Origin of the sequence: Pantoea sp. ICBG 1758 (assembly GCF_002928325.1) — a bacterium.
Lineage (GTDB): Bacteria > Pseudomonadota > Gammaproteobacteria > Enterobacterales > Enterobacteriaceae > Pantoea > Pantoea eucrina.
In genome coordinates, this window is sequence record NZ_POWL01000001.1 from 1,439,808 (window position 1) to 1,459,787 (window position 19,980).

Consider the following 19,980-nt stretch of genomic DNA (forward strand, 5'->3'; position numbering starts at 1 on the left):
AACCCTGACAGATGAGTGGTAGCATAGCCGTTCAACTGTTAAGGAAAAACGCATGCTCGCTCCCGATCCCGCCGCACCGGCTACCCCCTCTTCATTAACCGCTGCGCAGGATGATTTAGCGCTGTTACTGCAGGTACTGGATATCTACGCGGCGCGCGATGTGATGCAGACCCTCAACGCCGCCGGCACAGGCCACTGGAGCGTGGCGAAGCTGAACCGTCTGCGCAGTGGCAAAGCCGCGTCGGCAATGCTGCTGCCGTCTGAGATCGCCAGCCTGCGCGCCCTGCTGCCATCGCGACCGGCCCACTATGAGAGGCCCGCCTTTCAGTTTATCGATCTCTTTGCCGGTATCGGCGGCATCCGGCGCGGCTTTGAGCAGGCCGGCGGCGAGTGCGTTTTTACCAGCGAATGGAATAAAGAGGCGGTCCGCACCTATAAAGCGAACCACTACTGCGATCCGCTGCGCCACCGGTTCAATACCGATATTCGTCTCGTCACGCAGCCAGCCGGCCTCACTGAGGAGGCGGCTATCTATCAGCATATCGATCGCGCTATCCCCGATCACCAGGTGCTGCTGGCCGGCTTTCCCTGTCAGCCTTTTTCACTGGCGGGCGTCAGTAAAAAGAACGCGCTCGGCCGGGCGCACGGCTTTGAGTGTGAGGCGCAGGGCACGCTGTTTTTTGACGTGGCGCGCATTCTCGCGGCTAAAAAGCCCGCGTTTTTTGTGCTGGAAAATGTCAAGAATCTGAAGAGCCACGATAAGGGCCGCACCTTCGCCATTATTATGGCAACGCTGGATGAGCTGGGTTATGACGTGGCGGATGCGGATGATAAAGGCACACCGGACGCCAAAGTGATCGACGCGCGCTATTTTCTGCCGCAGCACCGTGAGCGCATTGTGCTGGTGGGCATCCGGCGCGATAGCGGCGTTAAGCAGCCCTTTTCACTGCGCGCGTTGCCGGCGCTCTATCCGCCGCAGGTGCCGCCACTGCAGAGTTTGCTGGACGCAGATCCGGGTGAAAAATATACCCTGTCGCCAACGCTCTGGCACTACCTCTATCGCTATGCGCAAAAGCACAAGGCGAAAGGCAACGGCTTTGGCTTTGGCCTGAACGATCCGCAGAATCCGCACTGCTGCGTGCGCACGCTTTCAGCGCGCTACTACAAAGATGGCTCGGAGATCCTGATCGATCGCGGCTGGGATCGCGCGCTGGGTGAACAGAACTTTACCGCTGCTGAGAACATGGCGCGGCGACCGCGCCGGCTGAGCCCGCGCGAGTGCGCGCGCCTGATGGGGTTTGAAGCGCCGGGTGAAGCGCGGTTCCGCATCCCGGTCTCCGATACCCAGGCCTATCGTCAGTTTGGCAATTCCGTGGTGGTGCCGGTATTTGCTGCGGTAGCGAAATTACTGCTGCCGCTGATTGAATACTACAGGCTGAACGCGCCAGAGCAGGCTGATAGCTGATCGCGCATAAGAAATAGCTCACCCGCCGGGCGGCGGGTGGCAGAGACTACTTCTTCTTCTTGCTCTTTTTCAGTAGCGCACGGATCTGGCGCAGTTCCGTAGCGCTTAACCGGTCGTCCGGCGTCTCATCGGAGTGCAGATTATCTACCGCCGTCTCCTGCTGCGGGGCACTCTGCAGGCTCGCCTGCAGCCGGTTAACAATCTCCTGACTCATTGAAAGCTGATTGTCAGCAGCCAGCTGCTTAATCTCCTCTTTCAGTGCCGGATCAATTTTAATCGTAATGTTCACGGTTTCAGTCATTTCCACACTCCCTGCTATTTTTTTCACAAACGTAGCGGAAGATGAGGACAGTTAACAGCCTGTCATGAAAATTTAATATTCTTGTAACGTGCAGCAGAAGTCGCGCAGCACGGATTCATCAACCCCCGCCAGGTTCCCCTGTAGCTCCGCACAGAGTTTGGCCATATAGTGCACCAGAAAATCGGCGTTATATTCAGCCAGACGACGTCCCGCTGCCGTCTGCATGGTTTCAGGCAGGCGCAGCAGCTTTTTCTGAAAGTGATCCAGCGTCCACTTCACATCGTCGAGCTCGCGATCGCGCCCCAGCGGATCGTCACTGTCAAACAGCGGCCGGCCCAGTGCGCCAGCCGTATAGAATACGCGTGCCAGTCCGATAGCCCCCAGCGACTCCAGACGATCGGCATCCTGCACAATTTTTGCTTCTGCGGTCAGCGGCGTAATGGCAGCACTAAAACTGTGCGCCTGCACCGCGTGCGCCACGCTATCTATAAGTTCAGCGGGAAAATCGGGAAAATCCTGCTGCAGAATACGGCGCGTCTCTTCAGCGGCAAACGTAGAGGCAAGATGACGCTGCGGATGGTTCTTCGGCAGATTCACCACGTCGTGAAAGTAGCTGGCGGTCAGTACCACCATGGCATCGGCAGGCGTCTCCTGCATGATACGCGCCGCGCTCATCCAGACCCGACGCAGATGCCCTGTGTCGTGCGCCTTATCGTCATGCTGCCAGTTCAGCCGCAGCCAGTGCTCATAACGTTGTTGCCAGTGTGTAATGGACATGATGCTTCTCCTGTTATGACATGTGGTGCGCGGCGGGAGCTCTTCAGACTCAGCCCTATCTTAGCGGGCAGGTCATGACACTTTTCTTACAGCATTTTTGGGGTGAGAGGGAAAAATCTGCGATCCCGATCATGTTATAGCGTTGTTAAGCCCGCTTGCCCAGTAGCCTTTTTGTTTTCAGCTTTTCCTTATGACGTTTCACTATCGTCAGATTTAGTTAACATAGTTTATGTGTCGCGCTTAACCGCGATGCCAGTGCGCGGGGAATTTAAGCGGTCACTCCTCGCTGACAGATAGCCAGTTATTAGCGGAGAAAAAGGTGAAATAGTCTGAAAATATTTCTATTTTGGCCGTTATAACGTACTGTATAGGGGAAATTTCCGCATTTCGCCGGTACGTTAAGCGATCTGCACCCCACTTTTTGCCTGGATGTTTTTTTAATACCGGAACAGGAAGGGAACGCCTGATTATCAGGTGACAAATTATTAAGCAAATTTGTTTGAAACCTTTATGCTAAGGGTCTCGTCCTGTACAGGATGTAACGTCAACGCTTTCCGGGTTCGTGATATAACAAGAGGTAAAAAATGAAAGAACGGCCGATTCTTTTTTCCGAACAGCGGGTTCGCGCCCTGCTGGTTGGCCAGCAAACACAGACCCGACGCATTATGAAAACGCAGGCATTTGGTCCAGGACAGGACCACCATGAAGGCGTTCATGCGTTTGATGTCAGTGCGAATCATCTTCACGGCTACAAACTGATGTCGATGTCCGATATCAGCGCGCACTGTCCCTTCGGGCAGGTTGGCGATCGCCTGTGGGTGCGCGAAACCTGGCGCGGCCCGATTGTGCCGGAAGCGCAACTGGCAGAGTACGATCGCGATCCCCAGCTATTTCGCCATCCCGACTTCTGCCAGTATCGTGCTGACAGCAACGAGTTTGGTCAGCTGGAGGACGATCTGCAGGACGCGGAGCAGTTTGGCTGGCAGACGGCCATTCACATGCCGCGCTGGGCAAGCCGCATCGATCTGACCATCACCGCGATCCGGGCTGAAAAAATCCAGGATATCAGCGAGGATGACATCATGGCAGAGGGCGTTCAGACGGACTCGCACTTCCTGAACAACTTCTTTACCATGAATATGAATTCAGAGTCGCCCAAAGAGGCGTATCGCAAAGCGTGGCAAAAACAGTATGGCGCGACCAGCTGGGAGGTTAACCCCTGGGTCTGGGTCATTGAATTTGAGCGCGTTCTGCGCGAAAGCCGATCGCTCTGAGCATGCGCCCTGCGCCTCTTCTGCCCACCGGAAGAGGCGCTTACGCCCCGCCCCGCTTTTTTTTGCTTTTCACTTTGCAAGCGCAATCACAGACACCGTCCCGGCTAACAGGTTGAATAACGGGTTTGACGTCTGGCACATTCTGTCCCGTCGGCACTCCTTCTCTCCTTTTACAGGCGCTGCGATGTTTAAATGGTCCCGGAACGCGCATAAATCCGATGCTGTCGCTGAACTGTCCTGGACGCAGGCGCTGCGGCAGCCTGTGTTTTCACTGCTTAATCATGACGAGCACGCCGTTCTGATCGGCATGGCGCAGCGCTTTCTGCAGCAGAAAAAATTTGTCCTGCTGCAGGGCACTGAACTGGATGCGCTGCACAGCGCCCGTCTGGCGCTGCTGTTTTGCCTGCCGGTGCTGAAGCTGGGCGTGGAGTGGCTGGATGGCTTTCACGACGTGCTTATCTATCCTGAACCCTTTACGGTTGATGACCGCTGGGAAGATGAGAGCGGGCTGGTGCATCAGTCGCCCGCTGTACACGCCGGGCAGAGCTGGACGCAGGGGCCGGTGGTGCTCAACGCGCTGGATATTTCCGACGCGTTCGATCTCTCAGGCTATAACCTGGTGATCCATGAAGTGGCGCACAAGCTGGACGCGCGCGGCAGCGGCTACACCAGCGGCATCCCCGCTATTCCGCTGCGCGAGGTCGCTGGCTGGGAGAAAGATTTGCTGCAGGTGATGCAGGAAATTGACGATGAAGTGGCACTCGCGGGTGAAGAGGCCGCGACCTTTGATCCTTACGCAGCCAGCGATCCGGCCGAATGTTTTGCTGTGCTGTCAGAATATTTCTTCACTGCGCCCGACCTGCTCCTTCAGCGCTTTCCGGCGATGTATCGTCACCTGCAGCTGTTTTACCGTCAGGATCCTGCTGCCCGGCTTGCGACGCTGGCGGCGGAATCTGCCTGATCCCTGCGCGGGCTGTATCTTTGCTAGCCAGTTGAATGCAATTGTGTTTTAAGCTGTTGACAGGCTCGTCCGGGGCCACTACTATTCGCCTCGTTCACACGATTCCTCTGTAGTTCAGTCGGTAGAACGGCGGACTGTTAATCCGTATGTCACTGGTTCGAGTCCAGTCAGAGGAGCCAGAATTAGAAAAGCCCGCTCAGGGAAACCTGAGCGGGCTTTTTGCTGTCTGCGCCGGCGTTAAATCACCGCTACCCCGCCGGTTACGGCAATGGTTGCCCCTGAGATATAGCTGGCTTCGTCGCTGGCCAGCATGACATAAGAAGAGGCCAGCTCAGCGGGCTGCCCCATACGCTGCAGCGGCACCTGGCTGCCAAAACTTTCGACCTGCTGCGGCGGCATAGTGGCCGGGATCAGCGGCGTCCAGATAGGTCCCGGTGCGACCGCGTTGGCACGAATGCCCTTATCCGCCAGCAGCGCGGCAAGGCTGCCGGAAAAGTTAATGATGGCGGCTTTGGTGGCCGAGTAGGCAATCAGTTTTGGTTTTGGCTGATCGGCGTTGACTGACGCGGTGTTAATAATGGAGCTGCCGGCTGGCATATGCGGTACCGCGGCTTTACAGATGTAGAACATCGCATAGAGATTGGTTTTCATCGTGCGGTCAAACTCATCATCATCAATCTCATCCAACGAGTCGCGCGTCATCTGGAAAGCGGCGTTGTTGACTACAATATCAATTTTGCCAAAACGGTCCGCCGTCTGCGCCACGATGCTGCGGCAGTGTTCCGCCTGCATAATATCGCCCGCGATCAGCAGAGCCTGCTGCCCGGCGGCTTCCACCAGCTGCGCGGTATCTTTTGCATCTTCATGTTCATCCAGGTAGGAGATGACCACGTCGGCGCCTTCACGGGCGTAAGCGATGGCCACTGCGCGGCCAATACCGGAGTCGCCGCCGGTGATAATCGCTGTTTTGCCTTTCAGCCGGCCGCTGCCCTGATAGCTGGTTTCGCCGTGATCGGGCACCGGCTGCATCTCGCGAAAGCTGCCGGGCCACTGCTGCTGCTGCGCCTGCTGCGGATTTTCTGGACGATCGGTCATAACGCGCTCCTTTTTCAGCGAAGGGTAATCTGGCTCAGGTGAACAGCATCAAGTGTAGCAGCCATAACCAGAATGCAAGGCGGAGTGATAAGCGTAACGGCTTGAGAGATAAGTCTATTTCTGCAAAAAACGGCCTTTTCGCAGGGTGTCAGGCAGCGGCAGATGCTGACAAAATCAGCAGGTTGCTGCAGGAAGCAGCAAACAACCGGCGGGCGCTAAATCACGTTTTGACAGCCGCAGGAGAGTTGATTATTATGCGCGCCGAAACACAATTCCTCTGTAGTTCAGTCGGTAGAACGGCGGACTGTTAATCCGTATGTCACTGGTTCGAGTCCAGTCAGAGGAGCCAGATTAAAAAAGCCAGATGTCAGCTGACATCTGGCTTTTTGCTTTCCGGCGGTGCGCGGCGGGTCAGAATTCCACGACCACATTGCCTTTCGGCACGCTGCAGCAGGAGAGGATATAGCCCTCTTCGGCATCCTCGTCGGTAATGCCGCCGTTGTGGTTCATCTCAACCTCACCTTCCAGGCACTTCACCTTGCAGGTGCCGCAGATCCCCATGCCGCACGCTTTCGGGATATGCAGGCCCAGCTTGGCAGCGGCGGCGTGAACGGTTTCACCCGGCGCAATTTTCACGCTCTTATCACTCTGCGTAAACGCCACGGTCAGCAGCTCGGAACTGCAGAGTGCGTCGGCCAGTTCGGCCGCCTCTTCCGCCTCCTGCACCACCTGCTCCTGTACCACCTCCGGCGTGGCACCAAACGACTCTTCATGGTAGTGCGCCATATCGTAGCCGACGTTTTCCAGAATCGCTTTCACCGCGCGCATATAGGGCGTCGGTCCGCAGCAGAAGATCTCCCGCTCCATAAAATCAGGCGCGATCATCTGCAGCATGGCGTGGTTCAGAAAGCCGCGAAAGCCTGCCCAGTATTGTCCTGATTCATAGCGTTCGCAGATGATGCTCAGTTTGAAGTTAGGAATACGCGCCGTCATATTCTCCAGATCGCGGCGGAAAATAATATCTTCCGGCGTGCGGGCGCTGTGCACAAACACCATGTCTACATCAGCGTTAGTGTCAAAATACCAGCGCGCCATCGACATCATCGGCGTAATGCCAACGCCGCCGGAGAGAAACAGCGCCTTATCGCCGGGATAATCGATGCAGTTAAACTGCCCTACCGGGCCGTGCACCGCCAGATCCATGCCTTCGCGCATATTCGCGTGCAGCCAGTTAGATACCACGCCGCCCGGCACCTGTTTTACCGTGATCGAAAAGCTATACGGCACCGAGGGAGAGCTGGAGATGGTGTAGGAGCGAAACACGGTCTGCTCCTCAATCATCAGCTCCAGCGTGACAAACTGCCCCGGCTTAAAGAAGAACATCACCGGCTGCTCCGCCATAAAGCAGAAGGTTTTCACGTCCCAGGTTTCCTGTATGACCTTAACGCACCGCACCGCATGACGGCCATTGGTCCAGGTCTGCGTGGTGACAGGCTCAAAAGCATTGGTATTCAGTACCGTGATATTTCTCTCTGTCATACATTTCATTCCCGTCAGGATTGGAGTGATCAATTGCCTGTATCGACGCATGGATAACCACAGGCTTTTGAGCCAGAAACTGCGATTCTCCGTGTAACCCCGCCACAGCATTTAGTTATGCGCGACACGGAAATGCCTGAAAAAACCACATCCGCAGGAAATTCTGCACGCGCGTCTTTAATAGAGGGGATTTATGTCGCTGGCAGAACATTGACGGGCGCCGGACCGGTGCAGCATGTCTGTAATCCGTAGCGATCTTATGGGCTTCCGGTAACGCGGAAGTCCGGTTTTGTTGATATCCGGCTGCGCCTGTCGGGCGCGAACCACTCCCTTTTCAACTGCGCGAGAAGAGCAACATTATGAGCCACAACGATCTGCTGAATATCACCTGTACAAGCCTTGTCGATGCGAGCGACCGCATGCAGGATCTGCTCGAAAAACGCCAGCCCAACTATTCGCTGCCGCAGGCGCTCTATAATGACCCGACTCTGTTTCGCATTGATATGGAGGAGGTGTTTCAGAAGGAGTGGCTGTTTGCCGGCATGAGCAGCGAAATCCCGAAAAAGGGTGACTACTTTACGCTTGAGGTCGGACAGAACCCGGTGCTGGTTCTGCGCGATGCAGAGGGCAACATCAACGCTTTTCACAACACCTGTCGCCATCGCGGCTCGCGCCTCTGCTCGAAGGAGCGCGGCAAGGTGGCCAATCTGGTCTGTCCCTACCACCAGTGGACGTACGATTTAAAGGGCAACCTGCTCTTCGCCGGTTCAGAGATGAATCAGTCATTTGACATGAAGCAGCACGGCCTGAAAAAAGCGCACTGTAAAACCGCCGGCGGGTTTATCTTTATCTGCCTCGCAGAGACGCCGCCGGAGTCTGACTTCGATGAGTTTCTGGCCACGCTGGCGGAGTATATGGAACCCTATGATGTGGACAACACCAAGCTGGCGGCAGAGTCCCATATGTATGAAAAAGCCAACTGGAAACTGGTGCTGGAGAATAACCGCGAGTGCTACCACTGCGCCGGCAGCCATCCGGAACTGCTGAACAGCCTGCTGGAGTGGGACGACACCAACGATCCGCGCGCGCCGCAGAGTTTCCATGACTACTACAACAAGCAGGCGGCGCTGTGGGATGAGCAGGGTATTCCGCATCGCCATCAGAGCTTTGGTCTGCGCAACCGGATTGTGCGTATGCCGCTGAAAGAGGGCACCAAAGTCATGACCATTGATGGTCGTGAGGGCTGCACCCGGCTGCTGGGCCGTTTTACCAGCCACTATCAGGGATCGATGCGTATTCTGCACCTGCCCAACTCGTGGAACCATATGCAAAGCGATCACTTTATCGTGTTCCGCGTGCTGCCAATCTCCGCACAGGAGACGATGGTAACGACAAAATGGTTTGTGCATAAAGACGCGGTGGCCGGTATCGATTACGATCCGGAGCGTCTGCGCACCGTCTGGGACGCCACCAACGAGCAGGATCGCGTTCTGGGCGAAGAGAATCAGCGCGGCATCAACTCCATTGGCTATCAGCCAGGCCCCTATTCAGAAACCTATGAGTTTGGCGTGATTAATTTTATCGACTGGTACAGTGAAACCGTGCTTAAAAACGTAAAAGGCTGACCTGATAACAGAAAACCCGGCTGGCGTCGTTAACCGCCAGCCGGGTTTTTTATCGTTCAGGCACGCAGCTAGCGGATCACGCCCTCCTCCAGCAGCAGATCAAAGACCGCCTGCGCCATCTCATTCACCGGTTTATTCTGCAGCACTTTGCCACCTTCATTCTGTGACTTCGCCGTGGCCGCTTTAAAGCGATCCGCCGCCGTTTTCGCTTTTACTTTTTTCAGGCGCTTCGGCCGCTTACGCGCCGGCGCTATCTCCCAGGCTGCCATCGCTGTATCCGGCACGTCCACGCCCGCAGCGGTGGTGATCTCTGCCCGGTTTGCCGGGCCAAACGCGCTCTGGCGCGGCGCGGCGGCGGCCATGTCCACGCTGGCGATAAACGGCAGCGCCACACGCAGCAGACGCCGCTGACCGCGCGGCAGCGCCTGCAGCACTTCAGCATCGGTGCCGTTCAGGCTGACAATCTCCGCCACGCCGACCACAACCGGGATCTCCAGCGCTTCTGCCAGCAGAAAAGGCAGCATACCGGATGACTCGCCGCGCTCCGCCCGGCCGCCGGTGAGGATCACATCCGGGTGATCCTGCTTAAGATAGTGACTCAGCACCGCCACCGCATCGCCCTGCTCCGTCATCGGCAGCACGCGCAGCGTCTCAACGCCCATGCCCGCATAGCTGCGCAGCGCCGCGTTGTGCGGATCGCCGGCGTGAAGAAGCTCCAGATCGCCGGAAGCCAGCGCCAGCCCCATCTCTACCGCACGCGCATCCTGCCCGGCGCGGCGTGCCCTGCCCGACTCGGGATGGAGTCCGACGGATATCAGCGCCGTAATGCGGCAGCCGCTGTGGTGTGCTTTATGCTGCATGGTTAAGCTCCTTATTACGCCAGGCGCGCGCCAGACGCGCCAGTTCAGCCAGGATCGCATCGCTGTCGCCAATCACGCTCAGCGACGCGCGGCTGACCATATCGCAGCCGGGATCGGTATTAATGGCGATCACCCGGTCGCACTGCGCAATCCCCTGCAGATGCTGCACCGCGCCGGAGATGCCCACCGCCAGATAGACCCGCGCCGTCACCCAGGTGCCGGTAGCACCCACCTGCCGGAAACGCGGCATATGGCCATTATCCACGGCCACGCGGCTGGCGCCTTCGGTCGCTCCCAGACTCTCTGCGGTAGCGTGAAACTGCGCCCAGTCGCTGACGCCGTTACCGGCAGACAAAATAAACTCCGCCTCGCCCAGCGGCACCGCTGCCGGATCGACCGGCATCAGTCCGCAGTCGGTAATGCGCGCAGCGCCAATGCTTCGCAGCCCGACGCTCACCGGCAGCGCTTCATGGCGGGTCTCATCCACCGGATCGGCGCACTCTGCGGTCAGCAGCATGACGCGCGCAACCGGACGCGTAATATCGGCGCTGCCGCCCGCCGCCCGGCTGATACAGCTGTCGCCCTCTATGCGCCACACCTGCGTGGCGGGTCGCTCCCCACAGCGTGCGGCAAAGCGACAGCCCAGCTCAAAGCCTCCGGCAACACTGTCCGGAAACAGCCAGAAGCGCGGTGCCAGTTCGTTTTCTGCCGCCATCAGCGCATGGATGCGCTGCTCCGGGCTGTAACCCTCATAGCGTTCGCCGCTGAAGTGGAGCAGCCGGTCAGCGCCCGCGGTGGCAAAGCTCTCTTCACGATGCTCACCAAATACCACGGCCACGACCACGCCTGCACCGCCAGCATCACGCACCAGCTGGTGCGCCTGCCCCAGCACGTCGCGATCGTGGCTGGTCAGGCGGCCGCCGGTCATATCCAGCACCGCCGCCACGCAGTAATCCGGCTGCGCCACGCGGTGCAGCGGCAGCTCAGCGACGTGCGGCGTGCCGGCGCTGCGCCGGCCGGAGAGCTGGGAAAACGCGTTAACGTTCTCGCGATCGATGCGCTTCAGTCCGTTGGGTCCGGTAAAGCCGACGGCGTGCGGATTTTTACGCAGCAGCCCGGACGGGCCGCGGCTCTCCTGCACCGGCTGCATCAGCTCTGCATGCTGCGGATGCAGCCGGTTGCGGGCAATCCACTCAAGACGCGGATCGCGGCGTACAGGGGTTTCCATCAGATCACCTCCACAGCAATTTGGCGCTCGCGCAGCTTCGCCGGCAGCGGTTTTTTCGGTTCGCTGAGGGCTTCCGCCACCAGTTCAGCGATATCTTTGACCTCCGGACGCGGCCCGACGACACCTTCCAGCATCGCGGTACACTGCTGGCAGCCAACGGCAATCAGCTCTGCGCCGGTCTGTTTTGCATCCTCCATCCGCATGTCAGCGATGCGCCGCTCCCCCGGAATATCCGTAATCGGCGCACCGCCACCGCCGCCGCAGCAGCGTGAGCGGAAACCGGAGCGGTCCATTTCGCTGAGTTTGATCCCCAGCTCCGCCAGCAGTTCACGCGGTGATGCATATTCACCGTTGTAGCGGCCGAGGTAGCAGGGATCGTGCCAGGTCACGCTGCCGCCTTTGTAATCTTTCAGATCCAGCAGCTGCGCCTTAACCAGCTCATTAATAAAGGTGGTGTGATGCAGCACCTCATAGTCAGGCTGCGTGTCTGCCGGGTAGAAATCGGGATACTCATTTTTCAGGCAGTGAAAGGCGTGCGGATCGGTGGTCACGATGCGGTTAAAACGATATTTTTGCAGCGTGGCGATATTGCTGCGCGCCAGCCGCTGAAACGTGGCGTCATCACCCAGGCGTCGCGCCACGTCTCCGCTATCGAGCTCCTCATCGCCCAGCACCGCAAAGTTTACGCCGGCGGCCCTGAGCACTTTGACAAACGCGCGCAGAATACGCTGGCTGCGCATATCAAACGCCCCGTCGGAGACCCAGAACAGCACGTCGGCCTGCCCGACATCCCGCATCAGCGGCAGGTTCTGATCGGCTGACCAGTGCGTGCGGCTGCGCGGGTTAAAGCCGCCAGGATTATCTGTCTGGCTGAGGTTATCCAGCACCTCCGCGCCTTTGCCGGGCGTTTGCCCCTTCTCCAGCGTCATAAAGCGGCGCATGTCCACAATGGCATCGACATGCTCAATCATCATCGGACACTCCTCCACGCAGGCGCGGCAGGTGGTGCAGGACCAGAGCGTCTCTTCTTTGATCAGCCCTCCGACAATCGGCTGATGCGGCGCTCCGCACGCTTCGCCCACCGGCACGCCCGGATAGGGGCTGCCGGCAAAGCGCGCGTCGCTGCCGCCCGCCATCCCGATAACCATATCCTGAATCAGCTTTTTGGGATTGAGCGGCTGACCCGCCGCAAACGCCGGGCACATCGCTTCACACTTGCCGCACTGCACGCAGGCGTCAAAGCCCAGCAGCTGGTTCCATTTGAAATCGGCCGGTTTTTCAACGCCGAGCGTTGGGGCAGCCAGATCCACCGGCTTCAGGCCCACGGATCGGCCGCCGCCAAAGCGGGCGGGACGACGATGAAAGGCAAGATGCAGCGCACCGGCGAATGCGTGTTTCATCGGCCCGCCCCACGCCATGCCAAACAGCATCTCGCCTAGCCCCCAGCAGATGCCTGCCAGCAGCAGTGCCGCCATCACCCAGCGCCCCGCTTCACCAAACAGCTCGGAGACCGGCAGCGTGGTGATAAAGAACGTTGCCGCAAACACCAGCAGGCTCTTTGGCAGCCGCATCCACGGCCCGCGTGAAAGACGGGCTGGCGGATTGCGACGGCGATACCAGATAAACAGCGCGCCGCTGAACATCACCAGCAGCGCGCCCGCCAGCACGCCATCCACCAGCGTGCCGCTGACGCCCGCCAGATGAACCACGAGGATCAGCAGCATCGACAGCACAAAGCCGCCGGCGGTGGCCACATGGCTGCGCGACATATATTTATCACGCGCCACCACGTGATGCAGGTCAACCAGATAGCGGCGAGGCATCGCCATCAGGCCGCTCAGCAGCGCAACCTGTTCCGGTTGTCCGCGCCGCCAGAGCAGGACGCGCCTGACCATACCCACGATGGCCAGAATCACCGCGCCAAGAAGTAACCAGGGGAGTATCCGATCAAGTACCATGATGTGCCCTTTCCAGACAATTTCTGTTAGATGCGGCGTGCGGTACCGCTTCCGGATACCGCACGCTTTACGTCAGCGACGGCGAAGCTACAGATCCTTGCAGAGACGCAGCGCGTCGTAGATCGCGGCGTGAACGTTACGCTGCGAGACGCAGTCGCCGAGCCGCCACAGGATCATGCCGCTGCCCGCCTGCGCCAGCACCGGCTGCGGACGGATATCAAACAGCGCTTCCACGTCAATCTGCCCCTTGTTGCGCGATTCCGCTTTCAGCGCGTAGTAGAGTTCCTCATTAGGACGGGTGCCGTTTTCCACCACAATCTGATCCACCACCCGCTCCTCTTTCTGCCCGGTGTATTCATTTTCCAGCACCGCCACCAGCTTCTCGCCTTCGCGATAGACCTTCTCCAGCGCCAGATCGGAGGTCATCACCACCGCTTTTTCATACAGGCTGCGATAGTAGGTCGGGAAGGTGGTGCCGCCAATGCCCACGCCGGGTTTGATATCGCCGGTTACCAGCTCCACCAGCGCACCGCGCGCGGCGAGGAAATCGGAGACGGACATACCGGAGAACTCACAGATAGCGTCATACACCAGTACGTTTTTGCCGGGCTCCACCACGCCGTTCAGCACATCCCAGCTGGAGACCACCAGCCCTTCCGCCGCTCCCCACTCCGGGTTCTGCTCCAGGAAGGGCTCTCCGCCGGTAGCAAGGATGCAGACGTCGGGGGTGAGATCGCGGATCATCGCCATATCCGCCGTGGTATTAGTCAGCACCTTCACGCCGAGACGCTCAGTTTCCATCGCCAGCCAGCGCGTGATACCGGCCATCTGATCGCGCTGCGGCGCTTTTGCCGCAATCGTAACCTGCCCGCCCAGCTCGCTGGCGCGCTCAATCAGCGTGACCTTATGCCCGCGCTCTGCCGCCACGCGCGCTGCCTCCAGCCCGCCCGGTCCGCCGCCAATCACTACGACGTTGCGCACCGGCCCTTCGGTTTTGGTGATGATATGCGGCAGCCCCATATATTCGCGCGAGGTGGCCGCGTTCTGAATGCACAGCACATCCAGCCCCATATATTGCCGGTCTATGCAGTAGTTGGCGCCGACGCACTGGCGGATCTGATCGACCTGATTCATTTTGATCTTGGCGATCAGGTGCGGATCGGCGATATGCGCCCGCGTCATCCCGACAAAATCGACGTAGCCCGCTTCGAGGATACGCTGCGCCTGATTGGGATCTTTAATATTCTGCGCGTGGATCACCGGCACCGTGACCACCTCTTTGATACCCGCCGCCAGATGCAGAAACGGCTCGGGCGGATAGCTCATATTCGGAATAACGTTCGCCAGCGTGTTATGGGTGTCGCAGCCGGAGCCGACCACGCCAAAATAATCGACCATGCCGGTTTTATCGTAGTACGCGGCGATCTGCCGCATATCTTCATGGCTGAGGCCGTCGGGATGAAACTCATCACCGGTAATGCGCATGCCGACGACAAAATCGGGGCCGACCGCGTCACGCACCGCTTTCAGCACCTCAATGCCAAAGCGCATCCGCTTTTCAAAACTGCCGCCCCACTCATCGGTACGCTTATTAACGCGCGGTGACCAGAACTGGTCGATCATATGCTGATGCACGGCGGAGAGCTCCACGCCGTCGAGACCACCCGCTTTGGCGCGCTGCGCCGCTTTAGCGAAGTCGCCGATAACGCGCCAGATCTCCTCTTCCTCAATGGTTTTGCAGGTGGCGCGGTGCACCGGCTCACGGATGCCGGAGGGTGACATCAGGTTAGGCCAGTTCTCGCCATCCCAGCGCGAGCGCCGCCCCATGTGGGAAATCTGGATCATGATTTTGCCGCCGTGCTGGTGCACGGCATCGGCGAGATTCTGAAAGTGGGGAATAATCCGGTCGGTACTCAGGTTAACCGAACTCCACCAGCTCTGGGGGCTGTCGATCGAGACCACGCTTGAGCCGCCGCAGATACAGAGCCCGCAGCCGCCTTTGGCTTTCTCTTCGTAATAGCGCACATAGCGATCGGTGGTCATCCCGCCGTCAGTGGCATACACCTCGGCGTGGGCGGTGCTGACAATACGGTTGCGGATAGTCAGTTTATTTATCTTCAATGGCTCAAACAGCAGATCAAACTGTGACATAGCTTCACCTTAATTCCGTTCTGATATCCGGCCCGCCAGCCTGCGGTTCAGTTGTTGTGCAGGGTACGCAGCCGGCGCTGCGTACCCGGTTTTATACTGGCGAAACGGTAAAAATGCCGTACTCACATCCCTCTTCGGCCGCGCTCTGCGTCTGCACCGCCCGGGTTTTCACGCTGTAGCCGAGGCTCTGCGCAATCTGATCCATCGCGCCGGCAAACCAGCCGGTAAACATGTAGTCCACCTTGCGGTTGACCTTGCCGTACTGATAGACAAACGCAGAGTGATCGAGTCGGATCCGCGCCGTGCCCTGTTTCAGATCGAGCGCTTCGGTGGAAAAGAAGCCCCAGCCGCGCTGAGAAAGACGTTTCATGTAGTGCTCAAATACGGCGTCACCGGAGAGGCCGTGCAGCGCAGCCTCTTTTTCGCACCAGTGCCAGGCCGATTTATAGCCCGCTTTGTAGAGGATGGCGGCGTAGCGTTCAGCGCCAATCTCCTCTTCAATGCCCATATGGTTGTTCACGAAGAAGTGCCGGGGCACGTACAACATCGGTAACGCATCGGTGGTCCAGACGCCGGTTTCATCATCGACGCTGATTGGCATTTCAGGCGCATGTGCCATGGTTTACCTCGCTTAGTGGTGTGAACAGGCCAGACGATCACTCATGCCAGACATTTGCCAGCAGGTTGAGCCAGTTCTCGCCCATAAATTTGCGCACCTGCTTCTCGGTAAAGCCGTGGCGCAGCAGTGCAGCCGTTAAGTTCGGGAATTCACCCAGCGTGCGAATGCCTTCCGGGTTGATGATTTTGCCGAAGTCGGTGAGCTGGCGGGCGTAGCCCTTGTCGTGCGTCAGCCACTCGAAAAATGCCTGGCCGTGGCCCTGCGTGAAGTCGGTGCCGATGCCGATCTGATCTTCACCCACCAGGTTGAAGATGTAGTCGATCGCTTCCACGTAATCTTCAATCGTGGAGTGAATGCCATTTTTCAGGAACGGGGTAAACATGGTGACGCCCACAAATCCGCCGTGGTCCGCAATAAATTTCAGCTCTTCATCAGATTTATTACGCGGGTGATCTTTCAGGCCAGAGGGAAGGCAGTGGGAGTAACAGACCGGTTTTTTCGACGCGAGGATCACCTCTTTTGAGGTCTGCGCGCCCACGTGCGAAAGGTCGCACAGCATGCCGACGCGGTTCATCTCCGCCACGACTTCATGACCATAACCGGAGAGGCCGCCATCACGCTCATAGCAGCCGGTGCCGACCAGATTCTGCGTGTTATAGGCCATCTGCACCACGCCCACGCCCAGCTCTTTGAACACCTGAATGTAGCCCAGCTGATCTTCAAACGCGTGCGCGTTCTGGAAGCCCATCAGGATGCCGGTTTTGCCTTCATCTTTGGCGCGCCGGATATCGCGGGTGTTGGTTACTTTGGTGACCAGATCGGCGTTCTGCGCAATCAGGTTATTCATTTCCACGATATTATTAACCGTGCCCTGAAACCCTTCCCAGACGGAGACCGTGCAGTTGGCAGCCGTCAGCCCGCCGCGGCGCATATCCTCAAACAGCTCTCTGTCCCATTTCGCAATTACCAGCCCATCGATGACAATCGCAGAATCGTGCAATTCAGTAGCGTTCATATCTTCCTCTCTGGTTTGATTCATAACCGGGTGCGGCCGAATGAAAACAGAATAGGGTTTACGCTGCGGATGAATTGTTCTGAAAACGTCACTTGCCTGACAGCTGGCGCAGCCCCGGAAAGTGAACGGATGGTTTAAACCGATGAGCGGACATAAAAAAGCTGCCCTGAAGGCAGCGTTTTCAGCCGGCACGCATCACAGGCGGCGGGTGGCGTCAGAGATCCGTTGACAGTGCCACTGAGCCAAAGGTTGGCTCAAAGCGCGCCTCATTCAGGATGCGCAGAGAGGCGGATACCGTGCTCTCCTGCTGCCAGTTTGTCAGGCCGGGCATTTCCGCCATAAAGAACTGCGTCAGCGTCTTGCCGCCTCCCTGACTGTGTACGCCCCGCCGCTCTTCGCGCGGCGGCACGCCAAGATGTTCGCGATAGCATTTGCTGAAGTGCGGCGTAGAGACAAAGCCGCACGCCAGGGCGATTTCAATAATCGACATGGAGGTCTGCTTCAGCAGCTGGCGGGCGCGGAACAGCCGCAGCTTCAGATAGTAACGTGAGGGCGAGCAGCGCAGGTATTTCTGAAACAGCCGCTCCAGCTGACGGCGCGACAGGCCGACGTAACCTGCCAGCTCATCCAGATCGATCGCCTCCTCAATGTTGGCCTCCATCAGCGATACTGCCTCCACCAGGCTTGGCTGCGCCGTGCCGAGCACGTGACGCAGCGGGATACGCTGATAGTCTGATTCATTGCGTACGCGGTCGCAGATAAACATCTCTGAAATGCCGGCGGTGAGCTGGTGGCCAAAGTGGCGCTGGATCATGGTCAGCATCATATCCATCGGCACGGTGCCGCCGCTGCTGGTCATGCGATCGTGCTCAATCACAAACAGCTGGTTGGTACAGATGACTTTGGGGTACGCCTCCTGCATGGACGCAATGCACTCCCAGTGCGCGCTGCAGTGATACCCATCCAGCAGCCCGGCTTCCGCCAGCAGATAGGGTCCGGTACAGATGCCGCCAATCAGGATTTTGCGGCGCGCCATGCTCTGCAGCCAGCTCACCTGACGGCTGGTATAACTGCGGGTAATGTTGACACCCCCGACCACGATCAGCACATCCAGTGCTGCCACGTTAGCCATCGAATGATCGGGCGTAATTGAAATACCATCACTTGCCACAACGGGCGCACCCTCTTCACTGACGGTACACCAGCTATACAGTTCCTTGCCGCTTAGCTGGTTCGCCATGCGTAAAGGTTCAACTGCGGTTGCCAGAGCCATCATGGTGAAATTATTGACCAGTAAAAAGCCTACGCTGCGCTTTTTAATATCAGTAGAGGGACTTTTCAAAATTGCGTCTGTGTCGAACATGTGCGCTGACCTCTATTAGGCTAAACAGAAACATTACCCGGGGGCATCTCCCCCAATCGCTTTCCATCACCTATAGAGTAAGCAACAGACATGCCATTCGTCACCAGGATGGCCCTGCGGAAAATGACACACAGTTAACATAAGCGAAACAAATGTTTGTTCAGCTTCACAGATTTGATCATTGCTGCACGAACTGCTCCCTTTAGCCTCAAAACAGTGCAGACGCTGACCCGTTTTGGTTAAGTCAGCGCATTTTGCACTCTTTTACATCACTGTCCACTGCCTGTCCGTATGGCGATCCGCATAAGCTGTCGTAACCAATTAGTTACACAGAATTAACATTCAATCGCGTTGACTGCCAGACCCCCTTTCGACGTCTCTTTATATTTATCCTGCATATCGCGGCCGGTATCGCGCATGGTACGGATCACTTTATCCAGCGAAATAAAGTGCTGACCATCGCCGCGCAGCGCCATCTGCGCGGCATTAATCGCTTTCATTGCCGCAATCGCGTTGCGTTCAATACAGGGCACCTGCACCAGCCCGCCCACCGGATCGCAGGTCAGGCCAAGATTGTGTTCCAGCGCAATTTCCGCCGCGTTCTCAACCTGTTCCGGCGTGCCGCCCAGCACGTCCGTGAGGCCAGCCGCCGCCATGGCACAGGCGGAGCCGACCTCGCCCTGACAGCCCACCTCAGCGCCGGATATAGACGCATTCTTTTTGCACAGCGCCCCGACCGCGGCCGCCGCCAGCAGAAAGTCCACCACATCCTCTTCGCGCGCGCGGGGTTCAAACTGCATGTAGTACATCAGCACGGCCGGGACAATTCCGGCGGCGCCGTTGGTCGGTGCCGTCACCATCCGCCCGCCCGCGGCATTCTCTTCATTGACCGCCAGCGCATAGAGATTGATCCAGTCCATAGCGGAGAGCGTCGAGCTGATGACATTCTCCGCTGAGGCGCGGCGCAGAGACTGATAGAGCGCTGGCGCACGACGGCGCACCTGCAGGCCGCCCGGCAGGATACCCTCCTGGGCCAGCCCGTTAGCGATACACTGCTGCATCACCTGCCAGATCTGCGCCAGCCCGCTGCGGATCGCCGCTTCGTCACGCCATACCTTTTCATTTTCCAGCATCAGCGCGCTGATACGCAGCCCCTTTTCGCGGCAGTGGGCCAGCAGCTCCGCTCCGCTGTTAAAGTCATAGGGCAGCGTGCACTGCGGCACCAGATGTGCAGTGGCCGTGGCCTCCTCTTCATCCAGCACAAAGCCGCCGCCGATGGAGTAATAGACCACCGAGAGGCTGTCGCCGGTGCGGAAATAGGCGTTCAGCCGCATGGCGTTCGGGTGATAAGCGAGCACGTCATCCACAAACAGCAGATCCTGATGCCAGTCAAATTCAATGTTTTCCCCCCACGGCAGCGTCACTGAACCGGTTTCACAGATCGCCTGTACCGTGGCGTCAATGATGTGCGGATCGATGGTATCCGGTGAGGCCCCCATCAGCCCGAGCAGCACCGCTTTGTCCGTGCTGTGCCCGCGTCCGGTTGCGCTCAGCGAGCCAAACAGTTCAATTTTAATGCGGCAGAGCGCCTGCCGCCTGGCACTCTGGCTCAGCTGCTCAACAAAGCGCTGCGCCGCGCGCATGGGCCCGACGGTGTGCGAACTGGAGGGGCCAATTCCGACCTTAAATAAATCGAAGACGCTAATACTCATTCTGCTCTCCCGGGCTCACGGCCATGTAGTGTTTACC

Annotated in this window: 16 protein-coding genes and 2 tRNA genes; 6 read left to right on the forward strand and 12 right to left on the reverse strand. The window is 58.3% G+C overall.

The window, feature by feature from the left end; translation table 11 throughout:
* Positions 1-52: 52 nt before the first annotated feature.
* Positions 53-1,465 (forward strand): DNA (cytosine-5-)-methyltransferase, encoded by a 1,413-nt coding sequence (dcm, locus tag C1Y41_RS07125; protein WP_104085144.1) that lies wholly within the window; start codon positions 53-55, stop codon positions 1,463-1,465.
* A gap of 46 nt (positions 1,466-1,511) precedes the next feature.
* On the opposite strand, the gene C1Y41_RS07130 is transcribed toward dcm, so the two are convergent.
* Together C1Y41_RS07130 and C1Y41_RS07135 are read right to left on the reverse strand one after the other, a co-directional pair.
* The gene (locus C1Y41_RS07130; protein WP_094111324.1) at positions 1,512-1,766 is read right to left on the reverse strand and encodes a hypothetical protein; all 255 of its coding nucleotides are present in this window, start codon (positions 1,764-1,766) and stop codon (positions 1,512-1,514) included.
* 72 nt (positions 1,767-1,838) lie between these two features.
* Positions 1,839-2,543 (reverse strand): phosphohydrolase, encoded by a 705-nt coding sequence (locus C1Y41_RS07135; protein WP_039385186.1) that lies wholly within the window; start codon positions 2,541-2,543, stop codon positions 1,839-1,841.
* 584 nt (positions 2,544-3,127) lie between these two features.
* On the opposite strand from C1Y41_RS07135, the gene C1Y41_RS07140 reads away from it, so the two are divergent.
* The 3 genes from C1Y41_RS07140 (at position 3,128) to C1Y41_RS07150 (ending at position 4,957) form a co-directional block, all read left to right on the forward strand.
* On the forward strand, positions 3,128-3,817 hold the full coding sequence (locus C1Y41_RS07140) for a hypothetical protein (protein WP_039385187.1): 690 nt from the start codon (positions 3,128-3,130) through the stop codon (positions 3,815-3,817).
* Positions 3,818-4,001: 184 nt separating this feature from the next.
* Positions 4,002-4,778 (forward strand): DgsA anti-repressor MtfA, encoded by a 777-nt coding sequence (mtfA, locus tag C1Y41_RS07145; protein ID WP_104085145.1) that lies wholly within the window; start codon positions 4,002-4,004, stop codon positions 4,776-4,778.
* Between the two features lie 103 nt (positions 4,779-4,881).
* Positions 4,882-4,957, forward strand: a tRNA-Asn gene (locus C1Y41_RS07150).
* A 58-nt stretch (positions 4,958-5,015) separates the two neighbouring features.
* Here the strand turns inward: C1Y41_RS07150 and C1Y41_RS07155 are convergent.
* Positions 5,016-5,873, reverse strand: coding sequence for a glucose 1-dehydrogenase (locus tag C1Y41_RS07155; RefSeq protein ID WP_071667965.1), 858 nt, complete (start codon positions 5,871-5,873; stop codon positions 5,016-5,018).
* Positions 5,874-6,146: 273 nt separating this feature from the next.
* On the opposite strand from C1Y41_RS07155, the gene C1Y41_RS07160 reads away from it, so the two are divergent.
* Positions 6,147-6,222 (forward strand) — tRNA-Asn (locus C1Y41_RS07160).
* A 62-nt stretch (positions 6,223-6,284) separates the two neighbouring features.
* On the opposite strand, the gene C1Y41_RS07165 is transcribed toward C1Y41_RS07160, so the two are convergent.
* Complete coding sequence (locus C1Y41_RS07165; protein WP_276524728.1) at positions 6,285-7,412, reverse strand: hybrid-cluster NAD(P)-dependent oxidoreductase; 1,128 nt, start codon at positions 7,410-7,412, stop codon at positions 6,285-6,287.
* 359 nt (positions 7,413-7,771) lie between these two features.
* On the opposite strand from C1Y41_RS07165, the gene C1Y41_RS07170 reads away from it, so the two are divergent.
* Entirely contained in the window at positions 7,772-9,037 is a 1,266-nt protein-coding gene (locus tag C1Y41_RS07170; RefSeq protein ID WP_094111323.1) for an aromatic ring-hydroxylating dioxygenase subunit alpha, read from the forward strand.
* Positions 9,038-9,105: 68 nt separating this feature from the next.
* Here C1Y41_RS07170 and C1Y41_RS07175 read toward each other — a convergent pair whose 3' ends face one another.
* The 8 genes from C1Y41_RS07175 to C1Y41_RS07210 form a co-directional block, all read right to left on the reverse strand.
* Entirely contained in the window at positions 9,106-9,897 is a 792-nt protein-coding gene (locus C1Y41_RS07175; RefSeq protein ID WP_104085146.1) for an electron transfer flavoprotein subunit beta, read from the reverse strand.
* Positions 9,887-11,125 (reverse strand): electron transfer flavoprotein subunit alpha/FixB family protein, encoded by a 1,239-nt coding sequence (locus C1Y41_RS07180; RefSeq protein ID WP_104085147.1) that lies wholly within the window; start codon positions 11,123-11,125, stop codon positions 9,887-9,889. The genes C1Y41_RS07175 and C1Y41_RS07180 overlap by 11 nt, the downstream gene beginning before the upstream one ends.
* The gene (locus C1Y41_RS07185) at positions 11,125-13,083 is read right to left on the reverse strand and encodes a (Fe-S)-binding protein (RefSeq protein WP_104085148.1); all 1,959 of its coding nucleotides are present in this window, start codon (positions 13,081-13,083) and stop codon (positions 11,125-11,127) included. The genes C1Y41_RS07180 and C1Y41_RS07185 overlap by 1 nt, the downstream gene beginning before the upstream one ends.
* A gap of 87 nt (positions 13,084-13,170) precedes the next feature.
* Positions 13,171-15,234, reverse strand: a complete 2,064-nt coding sequence (dgcA, locus tag C1Y41_RS07190) for a dimethylglycine demethylation protein DgcA (protein ID WP_071667967.1) — start codon at positions 15,232-15,234, stop codon at positions 13,171-13,173.
* 91 nt (positions 15,235-15,325) lie between these two features.
* The gene (locus C1Y41_RS07195; RefSeq protein ID WP_039385210.1) at positions 15,326-15,853 is read right to left on the reverse strand and encodes a DUF5943 domain-containing protein; all 528 of its coding nucleotides are present in this window, start codon (positions 15,851-15,853) and stop codon (positions 15,326-15,328) included.
* A gap of 37 nt (positions 15,854-15,890) precedes the next feature.
* Positions 15,891-16,868, reverse strand: coding sequence for a dipeptidase (locus C1Y41_RS07200; protein ID WP_039385212.1), 978 nt, complete (start codon positions 16,866-16,868; stop codon positions 15,891-15,893).
* A gap of 214 nt (positions 16,869-17,082) precedes the next feature.
* Positions 17,083-18,231, reverse strand: coding sequence for a GlxA family transcriptional regulator (locus C1Y41_RS07205; RefSeq protein WP_039385214.1), 1,149 nt, complete (start codon positions 18,229-18,231; stop codon positions 17,083-17,085).
* Between the two features lie 335 nt (positions 18,232-18,566).
* Positions 18,567-19,943, reverse strand: coding sequence for an L-serine ammonia-lyase (locus tag C1Y41_RS07210; protein ID WP_039385216.1), 1,377 nt, complete (start codon positions 19,941-19,943; stop codon positions 18,567-18,569).
* Positions 19,944-19,980 lie beyond the last annotated feature (37 nt).

Coding starts and splice junctions, on each gene's coding strand:
- C1Y41_RS07165 (WP_276524728.1), bottom strand. CDS start 7,412: ATGACAGAGAGAAATATCACGGTACTGAATACCAATGCTTTTGAGCCT.
- C1Y41_RS07175 (WP_104085146.1), bottom strand. CDS start 9,897: ATGCAGCATAAAGCACACCACAGCGGCTGCCGCATTACGGCGCTGATA.
- dgcA (WP_071667967.1), bottom strand. CDS start 15,234: ATGTCACAGTTTGATCTGCTGTTTGAGCCATTGAAGATAAATAAACTG.
- C1Y41_RS07135 (WP_039385186.1), bottom strand. CDS start 2,543: ATGTCCATTACACACTGGCAACAACGTTATGAGCACTGGCTGCGGCTG.
- C1Y41_RS07210 (WP_039385216.1), bottom strand. CDS start 19,943: ATGAGTATTAGCGTCTTCGATTTATTTAAGGTCGGAATTGGCCCCTCC.
- dcm (WP_104085144.1), top strand. CDS start 53: ATGCTCGCTCCCGATCCCGCCGCACCGGCTACCCCCTCTTCATTAACC.
- mtfA (WP_104085145.1), top strand. CDS start 4,002: ATGTTTAAATGGTCCCGGAACGCGCATAAATCCGATGCTGTCGCTGAA.
- C1Y41_RS07170 (WP_094111323.1), top strand. CDS start 7,772: ATGAGCCACAACGATCTGCTGAATATCACCTGTACAAGCCTTGTCGAT.
- C1Y41_RS07185 (WP_104085148.1), bottom strand. CDS start 13,083: ATGGTACTTGATCGGATACTCCCCTGGTTACTTCTTGGCGCGGTGATT.
- C1Y41_RS07195 (WP_039385210.1), bottom strand. CDS start 15,853: ATGGCACATGCGCCTGAAATGCCAATCAGCGTCGATGATGAAACCGGC.
- C1Y41_RS07130 (WP_094111324.1), bottom strand. CDS start 1,766: ATGACTGAAACCGTGAACATTACGATTAAAATTGATCCGGCACTGAAA.
- C1Y41_RS07200 (WP_039385212.1), bottom strand. CDS start 16,868: ATGAACGCTACTGAATTGCACGATTCTGCGATTGTCATCGATGGGCTG.
- C1Y41_RS07180 (WP_104085147.1), bottom strand. CDS start 11,125: ATGGAAACCCCTGTACGCCGCGATCCGCGTCTTGAGTGGATTGCCCGC.
- C1Y41_RS07140 (WP_039385187.1), top strand. CDS start 3,128: ATGAAAGAACGGCCGATTCTTTTTTCCGAACAGCGGGTTCGCGCCCTG.
- C1Y41_RS07155 (WP_071667965.1), bottom strand. CDS start 5,873: ATGACCGATCGTCCAGAAAATCCGCAGCAGGCGCAGCAGCAGCAGTGG.
- C1Y41_RS07205 (WP_039385214.1), bottom strand. CDS start 18,231: ATGTTCGACACAGACGCAATTTTGAAAAGTCCCTCTACTGATATTAAA.